The 20,084-nt window shown below is 36.2% G+C and carries 5 protein-coding genes, 1 tRNA gene and 1 rRNA gene; 4 read left to right on the forward strand and 3 right to left on the reverse strand.

Annotation, left to right across the window (positions count from 1 at the left end; all coding sequences use genetic code 11):
• The 3 genes from rrf to HNS40_RS03790 all read left to right on the forward strand — a co-directional run.
• Positions 1–82, forward strand: a 5S ribosomal RNA gene (gene rrf / locus HNS40_RS03780); the annotation flags it as partial.
• Positions 83–200: 118 nt separating this feature from the next.
• Positions 201–1,724: a lipid A deacylase LpxR family protein gene (locus HNS40_RS03785; RefSeq protein ID WP_172277831.1), complete on the forward strand. Its 1,524-nt coding sequence runs from the start codon at positions 201–203 to the stop codon at positions 1,722–1,724.
• Positions 1,725–1,802: 78 nt separating this feature from the next.
• Complete coding sequence (locus tag HNS40_RS03790; protein WP_172277833.1) at positions 1,803–3,509, forward strand: NAD(P)/FAD-dependent oxidoreductase; 1,707 nt, start codon at positions 1,803–1,805, stop codon at positions 3,507–3,509.
• 9 nt (positions 3,510–3,518) lie between these two features.
• Here the strand turns inward: HNS40_RS03790 and HNS40_RS03795 are convergent, their stop codons facing one another.
• From HNS40_RS03795 to HNS40_RS03805, 3 genes are all read right to left on the reverse strand, one after another.
• Positions 3,519–4,172: a MarC family protein gene (locus HNS40_RS03795; RefSeq protein WP_172277836.1), complete on the reverse strand. Its 654-nt coding sequence runs from the start codon at positions 4,170–4,172 to the stop codon at positions 3,519–3,521.
• A 58-nt stretch (positions 4,173–4,230) separates the two neighbouring features.
• Entirely contained in the window at positions 4,231–18,474 is a 14,244-nt protein-coding gene (locus tag HNS40_RS03800; protein ID WP_172277838.1) for a PKD domain-containing protein, read from the reverse strand.
• Between the two features lie 348 nt (positions 18,475–18,822).
• A complete protein-coding gene (locus HNS40_RS03805) occupies positions 18,823–19,857 on the reverse strand; it encodes an ABC transporter permease (protein WP_216664153.1) in 1,035 nt (344 codons plus the stop codon).
• Between the two features lie 133 nt (positions 19,858–19,990).
• On the opposite strand from HNS40_RS03805, the gene HNS40_RS03810 reads away from it, so the two are divergent.
• A tRNA-His gene (locus HNS40_RS03810) sits at positions 19,991–20,066 on the forward strand.
• Positions 20,067–20,084 lie beyond the last annotated feature (18 nt).

Raw genomic sequence — 20,084 nt, forward strand, 5'->3', positions numbered from 1 at the left:
CTCTTCCCTTTCCGAACAGAGAAGTTAAGACCGCTAGCGCTGATGGTACTGCCAATGGTGGGAGAGTAAGTCGTCGCCACTCCTTTATAATAGCAAGTTCAATTTTTTTGAACTTGCTTTTTTTATACCCCTATTTTTTTATTCTTTTTCACAACTAGAATAAGCTCAAAGCACTATCTTTGCTCGCTAAAAGTAAAAACTTGCAGCGTAAAATAATCATAAGTCTTTTATTTATCATTCTCTTCATATTATTATGGAGAAGCTGCGAACCTGATCAAAAACATCCTCAAGAAGCACCTCAAATACCAATGGTTGAAACTCCTCCAAAGTTTTACATACAGGAAAGTGGTATATATCTTTTAAATAAGAATTGGGAGGAAATCCCGTTGGATAGTCTGTTGAGGACAGAACCTCATATAGAATTACTCCCTAGCCATTTTAAAGAAATTATTTTTATTACATCACAAGGCGATAGTATTCAATTTTCAATAGAAAAAATTTACAGCAAAGAACCTATTATATTTTTTAATAGAAATAAGGCTCCATTTCTTAGCAATAGAAAAGGTTATAATAAGAGTAGGTCATTTTTCTTTTCAGACTTAGTTCAAAATAAAGATACTTATATTCTAGAAAAAACCCATCATGTTTCACAAACTGTAATTGACGAAAAAACACCAATAAAGGCTGAAGAAAGAATATTATTTGCTTACGAATCCATCAAGTCTAAAACAATTGGATCATTGGATATTCCAACCATAAAAAGATCCCTCGAAAAGAAACAAGAACTAGAATTAGCAGATCGAAGTTTATATTATCCTCTTCTCAATTATAATCAATTTATTGAGCTTGGCTTTGATAATGATTTTTGGGACTATACCGATTATTACTATACAAATGGAGTATATTTAAGCTATAGCCATCCATTTTTTGTAGAATCTCCTCTCTCCTATTTACTAGTTTCAAATGGGAAAAGCGGTATAGATTACTATGGCATCACACTTGTACAAAATATGTATACTGGAATTCAACCTAAAGTAGATTCCATTGTGCCAGATGACAGACCATGGGCAGCTTATACCATGTTGGGGCAAAACTTAATATCCTTTGACTCAAAAAACAAGATGCAACATTATTCTGAAATCAACTTTGGAGTAGTAGGCCCTTATAGTGGAGGTGGATTTATACAAGACTTGGTTCATACCATCTTACCCAATAACTCACCTCCACAAGGGTGGCATAATCAAATTAATACAGATTATATCATAGATTACCAATATAAATTAAGAAGCCTCCTCTATGAAAATTATCAATTTGAATCCTATTTAATAGCGGGAGCTCAAATTGGTACACTTAGAGATAATCTGAAATGGGGATTTGGAGGGAAATATGGAAGTTTTATTCCTTTCTACCAAGATATAACGGCCTATAATCGAAAAAGATTATCACCTACTTTCCCTAGAAAAATACGCTTTAATTTCCTTATAGAAATAGAGACACAATTAATTGGATATGATGCCACTTTACAAGGCGGAGTTACCGACAGAAGAAGTGTTTATGTTATTCCTCCAGGGCAAATAAATAGATTTGTCATTGAAGGAACAGGAGGGTTAGTTCTATCTTATGGTCGTTTTGAATTACAATTTATTCAACATTGGAAGTCCAAAGAATTCAGAACAGGTAAAGATCATAAATACGTCAGTGTCCGATTAAAAACTGCATTTTAACGATTGTTAACTTCCCTTGATAATTAATAGAATTAACTAGTTCCTTTGTCAAATTTTTTTTTTACATTACATCATATTATGAGTAAAAACAATTCCTGCTTAAAAGATTCATATGATGTAGTAATCATTGGTGGAGGTATCAGTGGACTTACATCCTCTGCCTTATTGTCAAGGGTAGGTTTATCGTGCTGTGTCATCGAAATGGATGCTAGACCTGGTGGATATCTAGCTGGCTTTGATAGAGGTGCATTTCGCTTCGATTCTTCTATCCACTGGTTAAATAACTGCGCCGCTGAAGGATGGGTAGGAAGGATTTTTGATATTATTGGTGATGATTATCCAAAAGCAAAAATACAAAAGAACATCCGACGATTCATCTCTAAAGACTTTGACTATTTAGTCACAAATTATCCTGATAATCTCAAAAATCAATGGATAAAGGAATTCCCTGAAGACAAAAAAGGAATTACTCGATTTTTTCGAGATGCTAAAAGGATTTCAAAGTCTTTTGATGATTATATCAACTTGAGTAGGACTATGGATACCATGGGCGTTTTTGAAAAAGGTATTTATGGATTAAAAATGTTGAAATTTGCTATCCCATTTATACCACATCTAAAATATTCAGGAGAGGAGGGCATTAGCAAAGGCCTATCAAAATACTTTTCTAATCCTAAACTACAAAGTGTATTCTGCACGGAACCAGACTTACTATCCTGCTTAATTCCAATTTCTTGGGCCTATTCCAATAATTTCCAGACTCCTCCAACTGGTGGTAGTCAAAGCTTTCCTGAATGGTTAGTTCATTCAAGTAAAGAAATGGGTGCTGAGATATGTCTAAAATCAAAAGTTATAGAGATTCTAACTCAAAAGAATAATGTAAAGGGGGTGAAAGTCCAATTTAAATCAGAAACTAGGGAAATAAATGCCAAATATGTAGTTGCTGCCTGTGATGCAAGTTCCTTATATTCCAAGCTTCTTCCGAGTACTGAAGAAAATCAAAAAAAATCTAAGCAAATAGAAGATTCAGAAATGTATGCATCTGCACTAAGTGTTTCTATAGGATTAGATTGTAAGGCTGAGGATTTAGGTTTTGGTGAAGAAAATATTTATTTGGCAGACTCCTCATTAAATAGGGCTGAATTGGATAGTGGAGATCCTAAAACTAGCGGAATGCATATAATTGCATCATCGGTCAGGGATAAATCATTGGCTCCTTTATCAAAGGGCACACTCACCTTATTTATCCCAGCTTGGATTGAGCAGAATAATTATTGGGCTTGTGTTAGAGACGAACATGGCCAATTTAAAAGAACAAAAGCTTATAGAGATTTGAAAGCTGAATATGCCAATATTTTAATAGATAGAGTTAGAGATTCCATTGCACCTAATATTAGAGATCATATTGAATATTTGGATGTAGCCACTCCTATTACACTGCTCAGATATACTGGAAATAGAAATGGTAGCATGATGGGACAAAAGCCTGGTAAGAAAAATATGCAAGCCAATGTAGCTTCCTATAAAACACCCTATAAAAACCTTTATCAAAGTGGTCATTGGGCTGATTTAGGTGGCGGGATTTTAATTGCCATGAAATCTTCAGTCAATACGACTCTAATGATTCTTAAAAAGGAAAAACCAATGCATTTCAAATTATTAGCCAAATATATCGATGGAAAAATCCCTCTATCTCAACTGAAAAGTTTTCAGGATTGGAAATTATATGATAACTCATGGGTTCAGGAACTCACTCCTGCACAAAAGTTAGGAACAGAGAAATAACACATTCGATTATTGAATTTTGAGAATCCCCTGAATAATTGGTGTTAACCCTGCAAAGAAAAACTCAACCGCAATAACCATCACTATCAATCCCATTAACTTCAGCATAATTTTATTTCCAGTCTCCCCAAGGAATTTAATAATCGTTCCACCACTGATATAAATAACTAGAGTTAATAGCATGGTTATTATAATTGTCCCTATTAGAATAGCCTTTAGCATAAGCGTATCAGAATCTTGCATCAATACAATAGAGTTTGTAATTGCCCCAGGTCCAGCAATCATAGGTATTCCAAGGGGAGTTACCGCTATATCATCTACATATTCCTTTACTTCATTGGGATTTATGCTTTTCAAAGAACTCAAACGAGCGTTTAACATATCATAACCCATCATAAAGAATATAATTCCACCCACAACTCTAAAACTATCTACAGATATACCAAAAAACTGAAATAGCATTTGTCCTCCAAAAGCAAATATTAATAAAGTAATAAAAGCAGTAATAACAGCTTTCAATGCCGTTCTTGCCCTCTCCTTTTTATTCAAGTTCGCTGTCATGGTCAGAAATACTGGCATGGATCCCAAAGGATTAATCAAACTAAAAAAGCTTGTGAAGTATAATAAAGCGACTGTGAATAAATCTGTATATCCAGCGTTCATGAGTATTTTTTTTGCAAATGTAAAAAAACGGCCTGATAAATATCAGGCCGTGCAAAAATTATCTCACTAATGTGACTATCCCTTTATATAGATGCTCATTATTAAACGAATCCTTTACTCTAATAATCCAAGAATAAACTCCCAAAGGTGCTTGCTCTTTTGATGACGTTTGGAAATCACCTTTCCAATGCTCCAATGGATCTTTAGTCTCAAATAATAACTCTCCCCAACGGCTATATATTAAAAACTCATAATCAGTACCTTGGAAATAGGAACCTACTGGCCCAAACGCATCATTCAATCCATTATCGTTTGGTGAAAAAGCATTTGGCATATAGAATGAGAATACCGGATCAACGAATAAGGTATTAGATATAGTATCCACACATCCATTCTGATCTTGGATAGTTAATAAAACTCTAAAGCTTCCAGTATCTTGATAAATATGCATTGGATCTAAGCCAATGGTATCATTATTATCACCAAAATCCCAATGATAGTATTCTACAGGTGAAACTGTACCCATACTTCTATCATTAAAATAAACTTCAGGCTCTCTAATACTTGGGTCTTCAGGGTAATATCCAAAGTCAGCAATTGGTTTGTCGAAAACGTTGAAACCACTAATGCTATCAATACCTGAACAACCTAATTCACTCACCACTCTCGAAATAACATTATAATTACCAATCTCTAATTGATGATGCAAACTGTCCACATCAGTATAAACGGTGTCATTGAAGCCAAATATCCACTGATAATAAGCAATATTACCCTCCTCTAATAAGGCCGTATCTCGGAAAAATATTTCATTTTCTGGCCCACAACCAAAGTCTCGATCGGCAAATAAGTGATTTAATGGAGAAGGATTAATATTAATATCCCTATCTGTTGAATTGGTACATCCTGAATCTGAAATCGCAATTAAACTGGGTTGATATAAACCACCATACTCATACCAATAAGCAGGATTCTGTAAATATGATGTATCTCTTTCGGAATACTGATCTCCGAAAACCCATCTCCAGCCTACAACTTCGCCATTAAACACCCATGAATGGTCAATAAAATGGATGGAATCGCGACTACACATTAGATTCTCTTGAATGTCAAAAGCTGCATTTGGCGTTTCATTTACATAAAGCCCTTTTGTGGTTCCTACCGTAAAATCACCAAATTCGTTGGTGGCAATTAGTTTCATTTGCACATCCTTCATTCCAACAGTTGTATAAGTATGATATACAGTATCACCTGACTCAATAGGTAATTCATAGATAACTCCATCCCCAAAGTTCCATATGATAGAATCAATAGTTACTCCTTCATTATTCACAAATGAATGATTGATAAATTGAACTTCTTGTCCTAAACAAGCAGGATTGCTAAATTGGAAACTCAAATCGATACAACTCTCTCGTTCAACTACAAACTCAGTAGTTTGAATACAACCATTAGAATTGGTTAAGCTTATAGAAGCTATATACTCATTTGCTCCTGCTGGATAGTTATGTTCGAGAGGATCTGGATAATTACTAGAGTTAAAAGTTTCATAGGTACCATCCCCATATTCGAAATGGTAAAGGATAATAGAATCAGCATTGGCTATAGAATGATTATAAAACTTACTAGGATCACTACAACTGGCTTCTGGAATAAAATAATCAACAATTGGAGCGGGATAAACCTTCACTGCCTGGTTGATAACTATGGTTTCACATCCACCATCATCTACTCCAATTAAGGTAGCATAGAAAGTTCCTCCAGCAGGATATTGATGATAAATAGTATCACTATGAACAATAGTATCGGTATTATCACCAAAGAACCATTGCCATGTAGCCACCTGATCGTTCTCAGGTTGTATGAGCTCAGCAATTAATCGCGTTTCTTCTCCTTCACAAACTATATTGGAAGTGAATGCTATTTCCATACTTGGTTTTACCTCCACTGTATTCATAGCGGTATCTTGACAACCAAATTCATCTGTTATAATCATTTCCACATCATAAAACTGCCCTGTTTCAATATAAGAATGCACTGGATTTTGGTTATAAGCGAAAGCTTCATCACCAAAATTCCATTGCCAAGCTATTCCATTTGTTCCAGCAAGGTGTGCAGTAGTATCGAAAAAGTGAATAATTCCAGTTTGACAAGCTGTATCTGCATGTATAAAGCCAGCGATTGGAGTAGGTCGAACTTCAAAATAACGATAGAAGTAGGCACTTTGACATCCTAGTGTATCATAAACGGAGAGTGAGACTGTAAAATCACCTATATTTTCGTAGCTATGGAATACATTAGGGTTTTCCGGTGCATTAATGACTAACTCATCAGAACCATCACCAAAATCCCAAACCCAAGTAACTATTTCATTATTTTCAGTAAACGACGAATCACTAAATAAAACGGGCACATTCTGACAACTTGCATTTCCTAATTTAAAGAATGCAGTTGGGGCCGGAGAAACAATCACTTCTTGGATAATCTCACCCGAACAGCCGGATGTATCGGTAATAGTTAATATCACATCATAAATTCCAGCTTCAGTATAGGTGTAGGTTGGATTTTGAAGACTTGAAGTATCATTTAAACTAGTTGGATCATTAAAGTTCCAGAACCAAGCGGCTATACTATCTACGGCTGAAATGGATTCATCTGTAAATTGAATAGGCGTGCCTAAACAAGATGTTTCGTAGCTAAAGGCTGCTGATGGCCCATTAGAAATGGTTAATGGAACCCAAGTAGTATCTTTACAACCATAAGTATTTGTAATCATTAATTCCACGAGATACTCCCCTGAATTTTCATAAGCATGGAATAAATTTACTTGTAGATTGGTATCTACGACTACACCATCTCCGAAATCCCAAACCAGTTGGGTAATCAAACCTGTTCCGGCATCGGATGTTGGAGAAAATTGCAATAAAGTATTTTCACATTCCACACCACCAGTAATTTGGAAACTAGCTTGAGGAGCCTCATAAACAAAAACATCTAAGCTGACACAGTCTGATGAGCCACATACTCCACTATAACTAGCCCAATTTGCAGTAAACACTTGGGACTGAGCTGGACGAGCAATTCTTATGGAGTCGCCTTTTGGAGATAGTTTTTTCATATCTACCTCAGGGATAGTATCATTACCACAATAGGGACCATAGAACCAAACTGCTTCGAAGCCACTTCCACCTTCTAATACCAAAGTAATAGAATCAATAGTATTATCACAAATTAAATTCTCAAGCACGTGCATTTGAATGGGTTCAATTGGAGTTGGAGGTACATTTATTTGAATGGTTATACAGTCTGTACTGTCACAAATAGTTTTCCATTTGGCAAAATATACGGTGGTATCTTGTGGACTTGGAATACTAATAGAGCTTAAATTAGTCACTGCAACTATAGGACCATCACAACTATCCTTAGTCCAGGTTATTTCATCACCCTCCCCTCCTACTGCTGTTAAGGTAATATTTGCTACCGAACCACTACAGAAATTATTATGGCTAGTATAAACACTATCCATGATTATGGGTTGTGGATATACTGAAATATCAATATCAACACATTCTGAAACTTCACAAGGTGTGGCCCAATAAGCGTAGAAGGTAGTATCTGTGCTTGGAGCTGGAATAACAATGGTATCTCGCATAGGAGATTGATAATAGAAAGAACTAGGATCAAGTTCAATCCCTCCACAATAATCGGAGAACCAAACTACAGAATCTCCACTACCACCATTCATTACCAATTGAATTTCTGACAAGTTACCCGCACAAAGAGCATTGGTATCACTGATGATGGTGATAGGATCAGTAGTTGGAGGATAAATGATAAGTTCTGTGCTTTTACATGCAGAGACTCCACATGGAGTCACCCATTTCGCAAAATAAGTAGTATTTACATTTGGAGGAGGCACTTTAAAATCATTACCATTTCCTAGGAAAACTCCATTATTACAATTTCCAGCATACCATTCAATTTTAACACCACTTCCTCCTTCTACAATTAATGTAATAGAATCTGCAGAACCAAAACAAATGGTTGAGGGGAAAGTATAGGCTGTATCAGCAGCTATTGGATCTGCAAAAACATAAACCTCTACAGCAATATTTCCACCTACCTGCTCACATGGAGTAGCTCTGAATGGATAATATATTGTATTTACTGTTGGAGGAATAATTTCGATAGTATCACCAGAAGCACTCATTACATTTAAAATACTATCTATTGGTAACGGATATAATCCTAAAGAATCGTAATGCCATATTACAGAATCTCCTCTTCCACCGAAAGCTCTTAATTGTAATTTGTTTAATGTATTTCTGCAGAAGAAATTAGAATCAGCATCAGCAATAGCTACTGCTTCAGCTGGCGGTGTAACTCTTACTCTTACACTTTCTGTACAACCAGACTCACCACAGTCGTTAATCCAATTGGCAAAATAAATAGTAGTAGTATCAGGAGTTGGGATATGTAAAGGGGCACCATTGGTTTGGCCCACTACTAATCCAGTACAAGAATCTTGAGTCCATTCTAAAATGGAACCATAATTACCACCTGTAATAAATAAGGCAATAGAATCTTGATCTTCATTACAAACCACATCTGGAGTCGCCCAAGCGTTATCGGGTAAAGTTGGATTCTGATTCACCACAATATAATTATCGGCACATATATCACTAACTCCACATTCTGTTTCCCACTGTGCAAAATAATAAGTGGATACTTCAGGAGCTGGTATTACAATTAATGAAGAATCTCCATTTGCAGTTAGAATCTCTGGACTATTACCTCCACATGAGGTCTCAAACCAATTCACCCAAGTTCCATTTCCTCCAATAGCTTCTAGGGTTATTGTTTCTATAGAATTCACACAAATCTCTGGATCACTAATTTGAATCACAGAAACATTTTGAGGAGCTCCCTCTACTAATGTGGTGGCTGTATATTGATTTGAACAACCTGTATTTATATCTTGGTATTGATATACAATATCATGATACCCTATACCTGCCACAGAAGGTAGAAATTGAGCGCTACCATCTCCATTATCAGTTATACCAGCTCCAGAAAAAATTCCATATCCAGGATAATTTCCATTGATGGTAACTTCTGCTCCTGCAATACAATATATGGCTTCCAAATCTAGTATTTCAACTATAGGTCGGTCATGTACTGTTATAGTTTGCATAGCGGTATCATAACATCCACTAATAGGATTGGTATAGGTGTAAATAATATCATGTATACCTGCTCCAGCGTATTCTGGATGGAAAATATAATCACCAGTTGGTAATAATATAATCCCTGGACTCCCTGTATAGGTACCTCCACTTGGTGTTCCAGTATTTAAATAGAGAATGAAATCATAAATACAAACATCAGCATAAGGAGGTAGTTCTACTATAGGTAGTTCAATAATATTTAAACTAACTGGAGTAGGATTACTCTCACAACCGGTAATAGTATGAATTTGTGTTACTGAATACTCGTAAACTCCAACATTGGTCATTCCAGTAGCATAAGTATTTCCAGAATGGATAGAATCACCAAGGCTATCATACCAGATTAATTGGAATCCAGGTTCCCCTAGAGCTGTTAGATCTGGAACTGTTTCACTAAAACAAACATCCACATCAGTTGCTATTGGTGCATTTGGAAGCTCAATGATATTTACATCTTGGAAATATGTAGATTCACAAGAGTTTAAATCATTATAAGTATAAGATATGGAATAAATATTATTTTCTATCAAACTTGAAGGACTAAACAATGCGGTTCCATCTCCATTATCTGTGACACCACTTCCAGTGAAGTAACCAGAACTTTGTGCATCTGGTAATGGATCTCCTGTGATTAGAATATCTCCATCATTTACACAATAATTAGATTCTAAACCTAGAATTTGTACAATTGGTAAAGCATGAACATTTACCAATTGTATTTCTGAATTATCACAGAAATTAGGGTCAGAATAGATATAAGTAATTTGAATATTCAAGCCTGTTCCAGCCAAAGCAGGATCAAAGCTTGCAGTTCCATCACCATTATCTGTTATTCCTAAACCAGTGAAGATACCTTCTGGTGCATGATTACCCACTAAAGTAGAAGTGGTTCCATCAATGCAATAATCAGTATTAAGTCCAGAAAATGAAACTGTTGGTAAAGCATGAATAATGGTTTGTTGAATTGATGTATTGCTACATAAATTACCATCAGAATAGGTATAAGTAATTTCATAAGGTCCACCAATACCTGCTGAGGATGGATTAAAGATAGCAGTTCCATCTCCATTGTCAAAAATACCAACTCCACTAAAACTACCTCCTGGAGCATGATTTCCTGTTAATATTACTTCTGAATGATCAACACAATATTCAGGATTTAAAGTTCCAAAAGTAACTGTAGGTAAATCGTATACTTGAGTTTGACTAATTACAGTATTTGAGCAGCCATCAGGATTGGTAAAAGAATACTCAATATCATAGGGACCACCAATTCCGGCTGAAACAGGATCAAATATGGCTGTACCATTAGCATTATCAGTTATCCCAGGACCAGAAAACTGTCCAAATGGCGCTTCACTACCGGTAATTAAGATTGGGCTTGCATTTACACAATACCCAATATCTAAACCAGAGATACTAATACTAGGTGCTGGAAATACGGTGGTTTGTTGTGTGTCAGTATTTGTACATGTATTTTCATCCGAAAAGGAATACATAATATCGTAGGGTCCACCGATTCCTGCTGCTATAGGATCGAATATAGCAGTTCCATCTCCATTATCAGTAATACCAGGACCTGAAAACAAACCAGTACTTAATGCTGAAGGAAGAGGATTTCCTGTTAATATAATAGAAGAAGCATCGTGACAATAGCTAATATCTAATCCATTAAAACTTACAGAAGGAAGAGGGTTTACATTAATAATAATTGGATCTGATACAGGACTGGCACACATATTAAGATCCGAAATCATAACGGTATAAGTTCCTGCTGTGCCAACTGTAATGGTTTGACTTGTCTCTCCAGTTGACCATAAATACTCATCAGCAACAGAAGATGTTAAATCAACACTCTCTCCTTCACAGAAAGTAGTTGGTCCATTTGCTGTAATCACAGGTTGAGCAGGAAGAGGATTTACCGTTACTGTACTTAATTCAACTAATGAACCTGCACAAGCATTTCCACCAGTCGCCAATACATTATATATAGTAGTTAGAGTTGGACTGACAAAGAATTCTAAGTCGAAACCTGTACCTTGAATAGCAGTTCCAATATTACTATTGTCAGCATTTAATCTCAATTGATAGCTAACCCCAAGTTCAGAATTTAGAATAATAATTGAAGCTGTTTCTCCCACACAAATCTCATCACTAGTCACTGTTAAATCTAAATCGGGAGTTGGAAGAACAGACACCACTGATTTATCTAATAACTCAATATTACAAGCATTGCTGGTTGTAGCATAAATATTATAAACAGTACTGGTTGTTGGATTAACATCGAATGTTAAAATACTACCATCCCCTGTTTGCGCCGTTCCTATTGGGCTATCATCACTATCTAATCGTAACTGATAGCTGATTCCAATTTCAGAATTATAAAGTAAAATACTTGCCGTTTCAGTGGCGCAAATGGTAGCATCATCAACAATTAAACTGGCATCAGGTAATGGATAAACAGTCACATCTGCTTTTTGATTTAATTCAACGCTACAAGAATTTCCACCAGTGGCTAACACATTATATAAGGTAGAAGCAGATGGAGTCACATAGAAAGATAAATCTCCGCCATTTCCATTGAGAGGAATTCCAACAAGAGTATTGTCACTATCTAAGCGCAATTGATAAGAAACTCCTATCTCAGAAGTATAAACTATAATTTCTGCAATTTCATTTTCACATATTGAAGGAGAACTCACCGCTAGGGTTTCATCTGGTGATGGGTTTACTGTTACTAAAGCTCTATCTAATAATTCAGTATCACAGCTATTGCTAGTATTAGCCAATACATTAAATAATGTGGTAGTATTAACAGCAACATTAAAAGTAATTGTTCCACTATTTCCAGAAATGGCAGCCCCAACATTAGAGTTATCACTATCTAAACGCAATTGATAGCTAACTCCTGGCTCTGAATTATCCACACTAATAATAGCATTTTCACCAAAACAAACGGTAGGGTCACTAACTGTTAGCGTATTGTTAGCCAAAGGATATACCTGTACGATGGATTTATCATTTAATTCTATGGAACAAGCATTGGCATCGAATGCTAAAATATTATAAGTGCTTGTTGTTAATGGATTATCGTGGAAAACTAGTGTTCCACCATTTCCTGATAGAGAACTTCCTATATTGGAATCATCACTATCTAATCGTAATTGATAATTCACTCCCAAAACAGAATTGAATAATACAATATCAGCTTGTTCACCATAACAAATGGCATCGTCACCGACAGTTAGCGTATGATCTGGCAATGGGTTAACTGTTACATTAGGTTTATCGATGAGCTCCACTGCGCATGCATTTACATTATAGGCATACACATTATATGTATTAGAAATATTGGTATTCACATTTAATAGAATATTTCCTCCAGTACCTGAAACAGGGACTCCAACATTAGAATTATCACTATCTAATCGTAATTGATAAGTTACTCCCAATTCAGAATTATATAGTGTAATAGAAGCTGTTTCACCAAAACACACATTGGCATCATCCACAATTAAGTGAGCATCTGGTGCATCAAAAACAGTTACTGTCGATTTAGTGATTAACTCTGCCGAACAACTATTAGAAGAAGTTGCTAAAACATTATAAATAGTTGTTGATGTTGGGCTAACGGAAAAATTAATATCATTCCCATTTCCAGGAATGGCAGCTCCAATATTGGTATTATCACTATCTAATCGTAATTGATAAGTTACACCAGCTACTGAGTTAGACAAGGTAATAACAGTTGATTCGCCAGCACAAGCTGAAGGACTAGTAAGTCCTAAAGTAACATCTGGTGTTGGATTCACTTGTACCACTGATTTGTCTATCATCTCATTTGAGCACATATTGGCATTTGTTGCCAATATATTATATGACGTTGTATTGATAGGAGAAACATTAAAAAGAAGGTTGGCCCCATTTCCAGGTTGTGCCGTTCCTACAGGACTGTCATCAGCATCTAATCGCAACTGATAACTGATACTAGGTAAAGAATTAAATAAAACAATAGAAGCCGTTTCTCCGAGGCAAATTTCTTCATCAGATAAAACCAGAGAATTATCTGGTAATGGATTAATAGTCACCACTGGCTTGGTAGCCATTTCCACGGAACAGGAATTTCCATCTGTCGCAAGAATATTATAAGTGGTCGTTGCTATTGGTGCCACATTATAAGTTAAATCAGCTCCTGTACCAATTAATGCTACTCCTTGATGCGAATCATCACTATCTAATCGAAGTTGATAACTCACTCCTAGCTCAGAGGCTTGGATAATGATGGTGCCAGGCTCCCCAAAACATACTGTGCTTCCCATGACTCCCAAATTATTATCTGGAAGAGGATTTACATAAACTATAGCCTTGTCAATCATTTCAATATCACAAGATGATGCATTTGTAGCTAAAACATTATAGGTGGATGTGACAAGTGGGCTTGCAGGAAAGGTAATCGCTAAACCTGTTCCCATTATTGGAGCTCCTATTAAAGAATTATCACTATCTAATCGTAACTGATAGCTGACATTTAACACGGAACTAGATTGCTCTATAAGCGCTATATTAGCTTCACAGATTACTACATCGGTGAAAGTAAAACTATCATCAGGTAAGTCGTTCACATGAACAGCAAGTGATTGTGAACTTACAGCTTCACATGAATTTGCATTATCATAATTAACGGATACTGATTGTACACCTAAGGAAGTCCAAGTGATGCTTATGGTATGATCGCTAGCGCTTCCACCTGCATCTATAATTCCACCAACCACAGCCCAACTATAATTAGTCATACCTGCATCCGTTGTATAGACTACACCAGACTCATTCAAACAAACTTCTTGTGAACCTGTCAAACTAATGACTGGAAGTTCATGCACTGTTGTGATAATCCCGGAACTGATATCTGTACAGCCTGAAACACTTTCTACTTCAACTGTCACTTCTTCCCCATCCAATAAACCTATTGTGGTATATGTATTTACACTACTTGGTCCTTGAACAGAAATACCATCCACAAAGAATTCATATGCATCTCCTCCGGAAGCAGTAAAAGTAACACTCTCTCCTAAGCATATTATATTATCTGCATCACTACTGCTTAGAAGGGGAATAGGAAGAGGGTTGACCGTCACTGTAGGTTGATGCAATAACTGATCAGAACAACCATTTGCATCTGATGCCAATATATTATATAAAGTCGTCGTAAATGGACTTACAGGGAAATTTAAATCTCCTCCATTACCATTTAAAGTAGGCCCAACATTAGAGTTATCTGAGTCCAATCGCAATTGATAAGTAATGCCGGGAATGGAGCTTTCTAATACTATAGTTGCTTGTTCACCAATACATATTTCATCATCGTTTACCACAAGGCTATTGTCTGGCAAATCATTCACATTAACAGTCAAGTTTGTTGCAGCAAGAGCAGTACATCCATTTAAGTTATTATAATTTACGTTTATAGATTGTGCTCCCACTGATGTCCAAGTAACCGTTGCTGTATTGTCATTTACAGTTCCCCCAGCATCAATAGTTCCGCCAACTATGTTCCATACATAATCGCTCATTCCAGCTTCTGTAGTATAAACAAAACCACTAGCATTTAAACAAACATCTTGGTCTCCTGCTATTGTTGGTATAGGTAATGGGTTGACTGTGGTAATAATTCCAGCACTGATATCAGTACAACTGGTTAATCCAAAAGAAGCTTCAACGGTTACTTCTTCACCATCCTCAAGAGTTGTAGTGGTAAATACATCTACAATACTTGGTCCTTGAACTGAACTACCATCAATAAAAAATTCATAAACATCTCCACCAGAAGCAGTAAAGCTTATACTTTCACCTAAACAAATAGTATTATCCACATCACTACTTATTAAACCAGCTACTGGATTTGGATTTGCTATAACAACAGGTTTATCTAATAACTCAACCAAACAACCTGTAGCATTGGAGGCTATCATGTTATAGGTAGTAGTATTTAGAGGAGTCACAATAAAGTTTAAATCTCCTCCAGTACCATTTAATGCTCCTCCTACTGAAGAATTATCAGCATCGAGTCTTAATTGATAGGTCACCCCTAATTCCGAAGCACTTAAAGTAATCAATGCAACATCCCCCGAGCAAATTTCATCATCACTTAAAGCTAAATCATCTGCTGGTAAGGCTATAACATCTACATTTAAAACAGTAGGGCTAGAAGCTGAACAAGCATTTGAATTTTCATAATTCACACTTATATTTTGCATTCCTGGAGTATTCCAAGTTACGGTTGCTGTTTCGTCATTAATTCCACCACCTGCTGTTATAGTTCCTCCTATAACATTCCAAGAATAATTATTCATTCCGGATTCTGTAGTATAAACCTCTCCCATATCTCCTTCACAAACAAGTATATCTCCCGTGATTGTTGGCACTGGAGAATCTATAACAGTGGTCGTTATACCAGTACTGATATCATTACATACAGAAGCAGCAACAGATAGGTCTACAGTTACAATTTCTTGATCACTTAAGGTGGATGTCACATAAGTACTATTTGCTCCAGGGCCTTGAACACTCACACCATCCACAAAAAATTCGTAGGTGTCCGCAACACCTTCATTATCACTGGCTGTAAATGTTATTGAAGCACCATCACAAATAATATTATCTGCATCACTACTTAGTAGAACAGCATCTGGGGTCTGATTTACAGTCACTGGAATAATATCGGTATTATTACAACCAGCCGCATCCTCATAATAGTATGAGATATCGTAGTTTCCTGCACCTGCAACTCCAGGATCAAAGGTCCCATTACCAGCACCATCATCTGTTAATCCCCCTAGAGCTGTTGTAGAAAATATTCCATTTGATGGAGTTCCTGTAAAAGCATCAATACCATCATCAGTACAATAGCTAGCAGCTAAACCATTAATAGTAACAGTAGGTGAACCATAGACAAATGTGGTGGTTTGATCGGTGGCAGTACAAGTTCCATTAGTATAGGTATAAGTGATGGTAAAAACAGTATTATAATCAGCAGGATCACAATTAATTGGACTAAAAGTTGCTGAGTTATTTCCATTATCTATTAATGTTGTAGCATTGGTAGGAACAGGGCTTATCGAAAAGCTTCCAATAGCAGCATCTGTATTATTTCCTATAATAGTTTCATCCGCTTGAAGTCGACAATAATCAGCATCCAAACTAGAAATAGAGGCGGCCAAATCTAAAACGGTAATTCCTTGTGAATCAGCATTTGTACATGAGTTAGGAGCAGAATTGGTATAAGTATAGGTGATGGTATGAGGTCCTATCCCTTCAAGTGCAGGATCGAAGTCTGTACGTGTAGTTCCATCCACATCATAAACACCAATTCCACCACTTGGGTTTCCATTTCCTCCTATTATTGTAAAGGACGCATTTTGCAAACAAACATTTGAGAAAGGATCTAATGTCACTGTTGGTTGAGGCTTTACTGTTATATTTTTGGTAGTGGTAGAAGAAAGGCATCCTCCATTTGAATCATTATATTCAACTGATAATGTTTCAGCACCATCGTTGATCCATCTTATAGTTATGGAATTATCACTAGCGGTTCCTCCAGCAATTACAGTTCCTCCTGATTCTACCCAATTATAATTATTCATTCCAGCTTCAGTGGAATAGGTTATTTCATCGTTTTGACATGGGCTACCCGTTCCTGTAATATTGGGGCTTAAAATAGCATGTACTTCTGTAGATTCTGTAATAAAATCTGTACAAGTATTTCCATCAGTATAAGTATAGGTAATATCATAGGAACCCACTCCTGCACTGGTAGGATCCCACGTTGCTGTGCCAAAACCACTATTATTAGTAAATCCAGAACTAGCTGGGGAAATGGAGAATTCACCATCGGGTGCAAAATTACCCGTTAAAGTAACAGCAGCATCACCATTACAGTAATGAGCATCAAGATTTAAGATATTTAGAATAGGTAATGGATGAACAACAATAGTTTGTTCTTCATATGATTCACAAGCATTCCCATCGATATAAGTATACCTGATGGTATAAGTTCCATCTAATCCTGTTGGATCAAAATCAGCAGTTCCATCGCCATAATCAGTTATTCCAGAACCGGTAAAAGTACCTGTCCCAGGTGGAGGAACAGGATTACCAAGTAGATTTTGTATTCCATCCCCTGCACAAACAGGTCCATTTAAACCTGAAAATGATACATTTAGCGGAGGTAAAACTTCAAATGGTTCTGTAATAAATAGTGTACAATTATCTTTACTGATTGTATATGTCAATGAATAGTTTCCATTTCCTAACGAAGTTGGTGATATTGTTGCTGTCGCATCTCCATTATCTGTTATTCCAGGAGGAGAGTGAGGAGTAAAAACCGTAGAAAGACCTCCACCGGTTACAGTGTTTGGAACTCCTGTTACATTGACATTGGCTGCGTCATTACAATATGTGTTAGGTAGAACATTAATACCTAAATCTGATTGAGAAATCGGAACTGGTTTCACTGTATAGTTCAAAGCCACTGATTCCCCACAAGTATTAGAATAAGTAACCTCATAAAAAGTAGCGGTATTGGGTGCAGTGAGAACAATAGAGTTTCCCGTGCCGAGACTGCTAGTAAGATCGTACCAATTGTATGTAGTACCAGAACCCCCAGAAGCAGTTAGAGTTATTGTTGTGAAACCATCGGCATAATCTTCACAATATTTATCAGGTGTTGAGGTTATATTTGTAGGAATGACAGGAGCACTCTCAATCTGCATGATTTGTGTTGGATTCCCTCCTTGAAGATAGGTAAAGGTTATTGTCCCTGGAGTTCCATTTGGCGTAAAAAAATAAGGAGCCCCACCCGATGTCGAAGTTATTGTACCTGATGTAGTTGGACTCATAGAAAATCCACTATTTCCTCCTACATAATCGCTAAGGTTAATAGGCGTAGTTGAGGTATGGCATATGTCTGGTAATGGATCGAAACTTTGCGCCCACAAAGCACCAGGAATAAGGCACAATAAAGTAATAATTAAAAATCTAGGTTTAGAAAAGAGTCGAGTATAGATATTATATCTCATAATAGATAATTTGTTGTTTAATACATTCTAATTTGTTCGCTTCAATTAAATGCATTCCCCCTGAAACAAAAAAATTGATTTTGATAATTTATATCAAATAAAAACCATATTGAGTGATATAAATCGTTTCTATTTCTCTTTCTTTTCAAAATAAAATATTTCCGTAGCTTGGCTATGCAAATATTTTATTTCTCAACGAAGAAAAATATAAACAATTTATTTATCCCTCATACGGATATTTAATTGATATGATTTCTACGTAAAAATAGCTCAAAAGGTTTATGCTTTTCAACATAAAATTAAGAATTTTTTAGGAATTTTTCTAGAAAAAAAATCGAGAGTTAAATACTATATATACCTTTTTAGTACACGGCCAATCATCATAAATGAGAAAACTATAGAAACAATAAGCATTCCAGGAAAAAAGGAAAGCCATGGATATCCAAAAAAGATACCTATATATGATTCTCGAATCATTCCACCCAAACTTGGAATGGGAGGAGTTACACCTAAACCTAAGAAACTTAATCCTGCTTCTACTAATATGGCTGTAGAAAAATTGGCTGCAGAAATCACAATCACGGGACCCCATATATTTGGTAGGATATGCTTGGTGATGATCCTAGTATTGGAATAAGCCAAAGCATGAGCAGCCTCAATATACTCATTCTGCTTGATGGACATCACTTGTCCTCTAACTACTCTCGCTACTTCCACCCACATGCTTAAGCCAATGGCAATAAACATTTGCCAAAATCCTTTTCCTAATGCAAAACTAATGGCAATGATGAGCAATAAGGAGGGTAAAGACCAAATGACATTGATAAACCACATCACTAATTGATCGACCCATCTGCCATAATATCCAGCAATGGCACCAAGGCTGACTCCAATTAATAAAGAAATTAATACTGAAATAAAGCCTACCGATAAACTGATTCTTAAACCAATGATTAAGCGGCTTAATACATCTCTTCCGAATTGGTCGGTTCCTAGCCAAAATACTTTCCTTGCAATATGCTCGGTAATGAAAGTTTGGGCTTTATCTTGGACTAGAAAACTCAATATTTCTTTATTATTGGCCAAAAGGGGATCGATGACTAAAAGATGAATAGAGTCATTTTGTATTTTATAAGAAGAAATGGCCAGCTCCGAGCGATATTCCCTTTTTCCAAAAACTAGGGTTTTTAAGATATTGGCAGCCGGTTCTTCCTCTTCTGAATAGAAATAACAGGAATATCCGGGCGATTTCATGCTAATTTCTAGATGTTGATTATTAGCAAATGAACTGGAATCAGGTGTGATAAGATAGCCCAAAACCGCCAAAGAACAGAGAAACAACAAATAGATAATCAAGTATTTAGAGGTATTATCTCTAAACAATCCTGACCAGATTTTCGATTTATATTTTAGCTTTCCTATTTTGATTCGACCAATTTACGAAGATTTTTTTCAAAAAAATAAAAAATACTGTTGATAGAAATAAGAATTCGCTTATCTTTGCACTCTCAAAAATGGTGATTGTAGCTCAGTTGGTTAGAGCGCCGGATTGTGGTTCCGGAGGTCGCCGGTTCGAGACCGGTCTTTCACCCAAAAAGCTGTCCTTATAA

This window comes from Lentimicrobium sp. S6, from assembly GCF_013166635.1.
GTDB lineage: Bacteria > Bacteroidota > Bacteroidia > Bacteroidales > UBA12170 > UBA12170.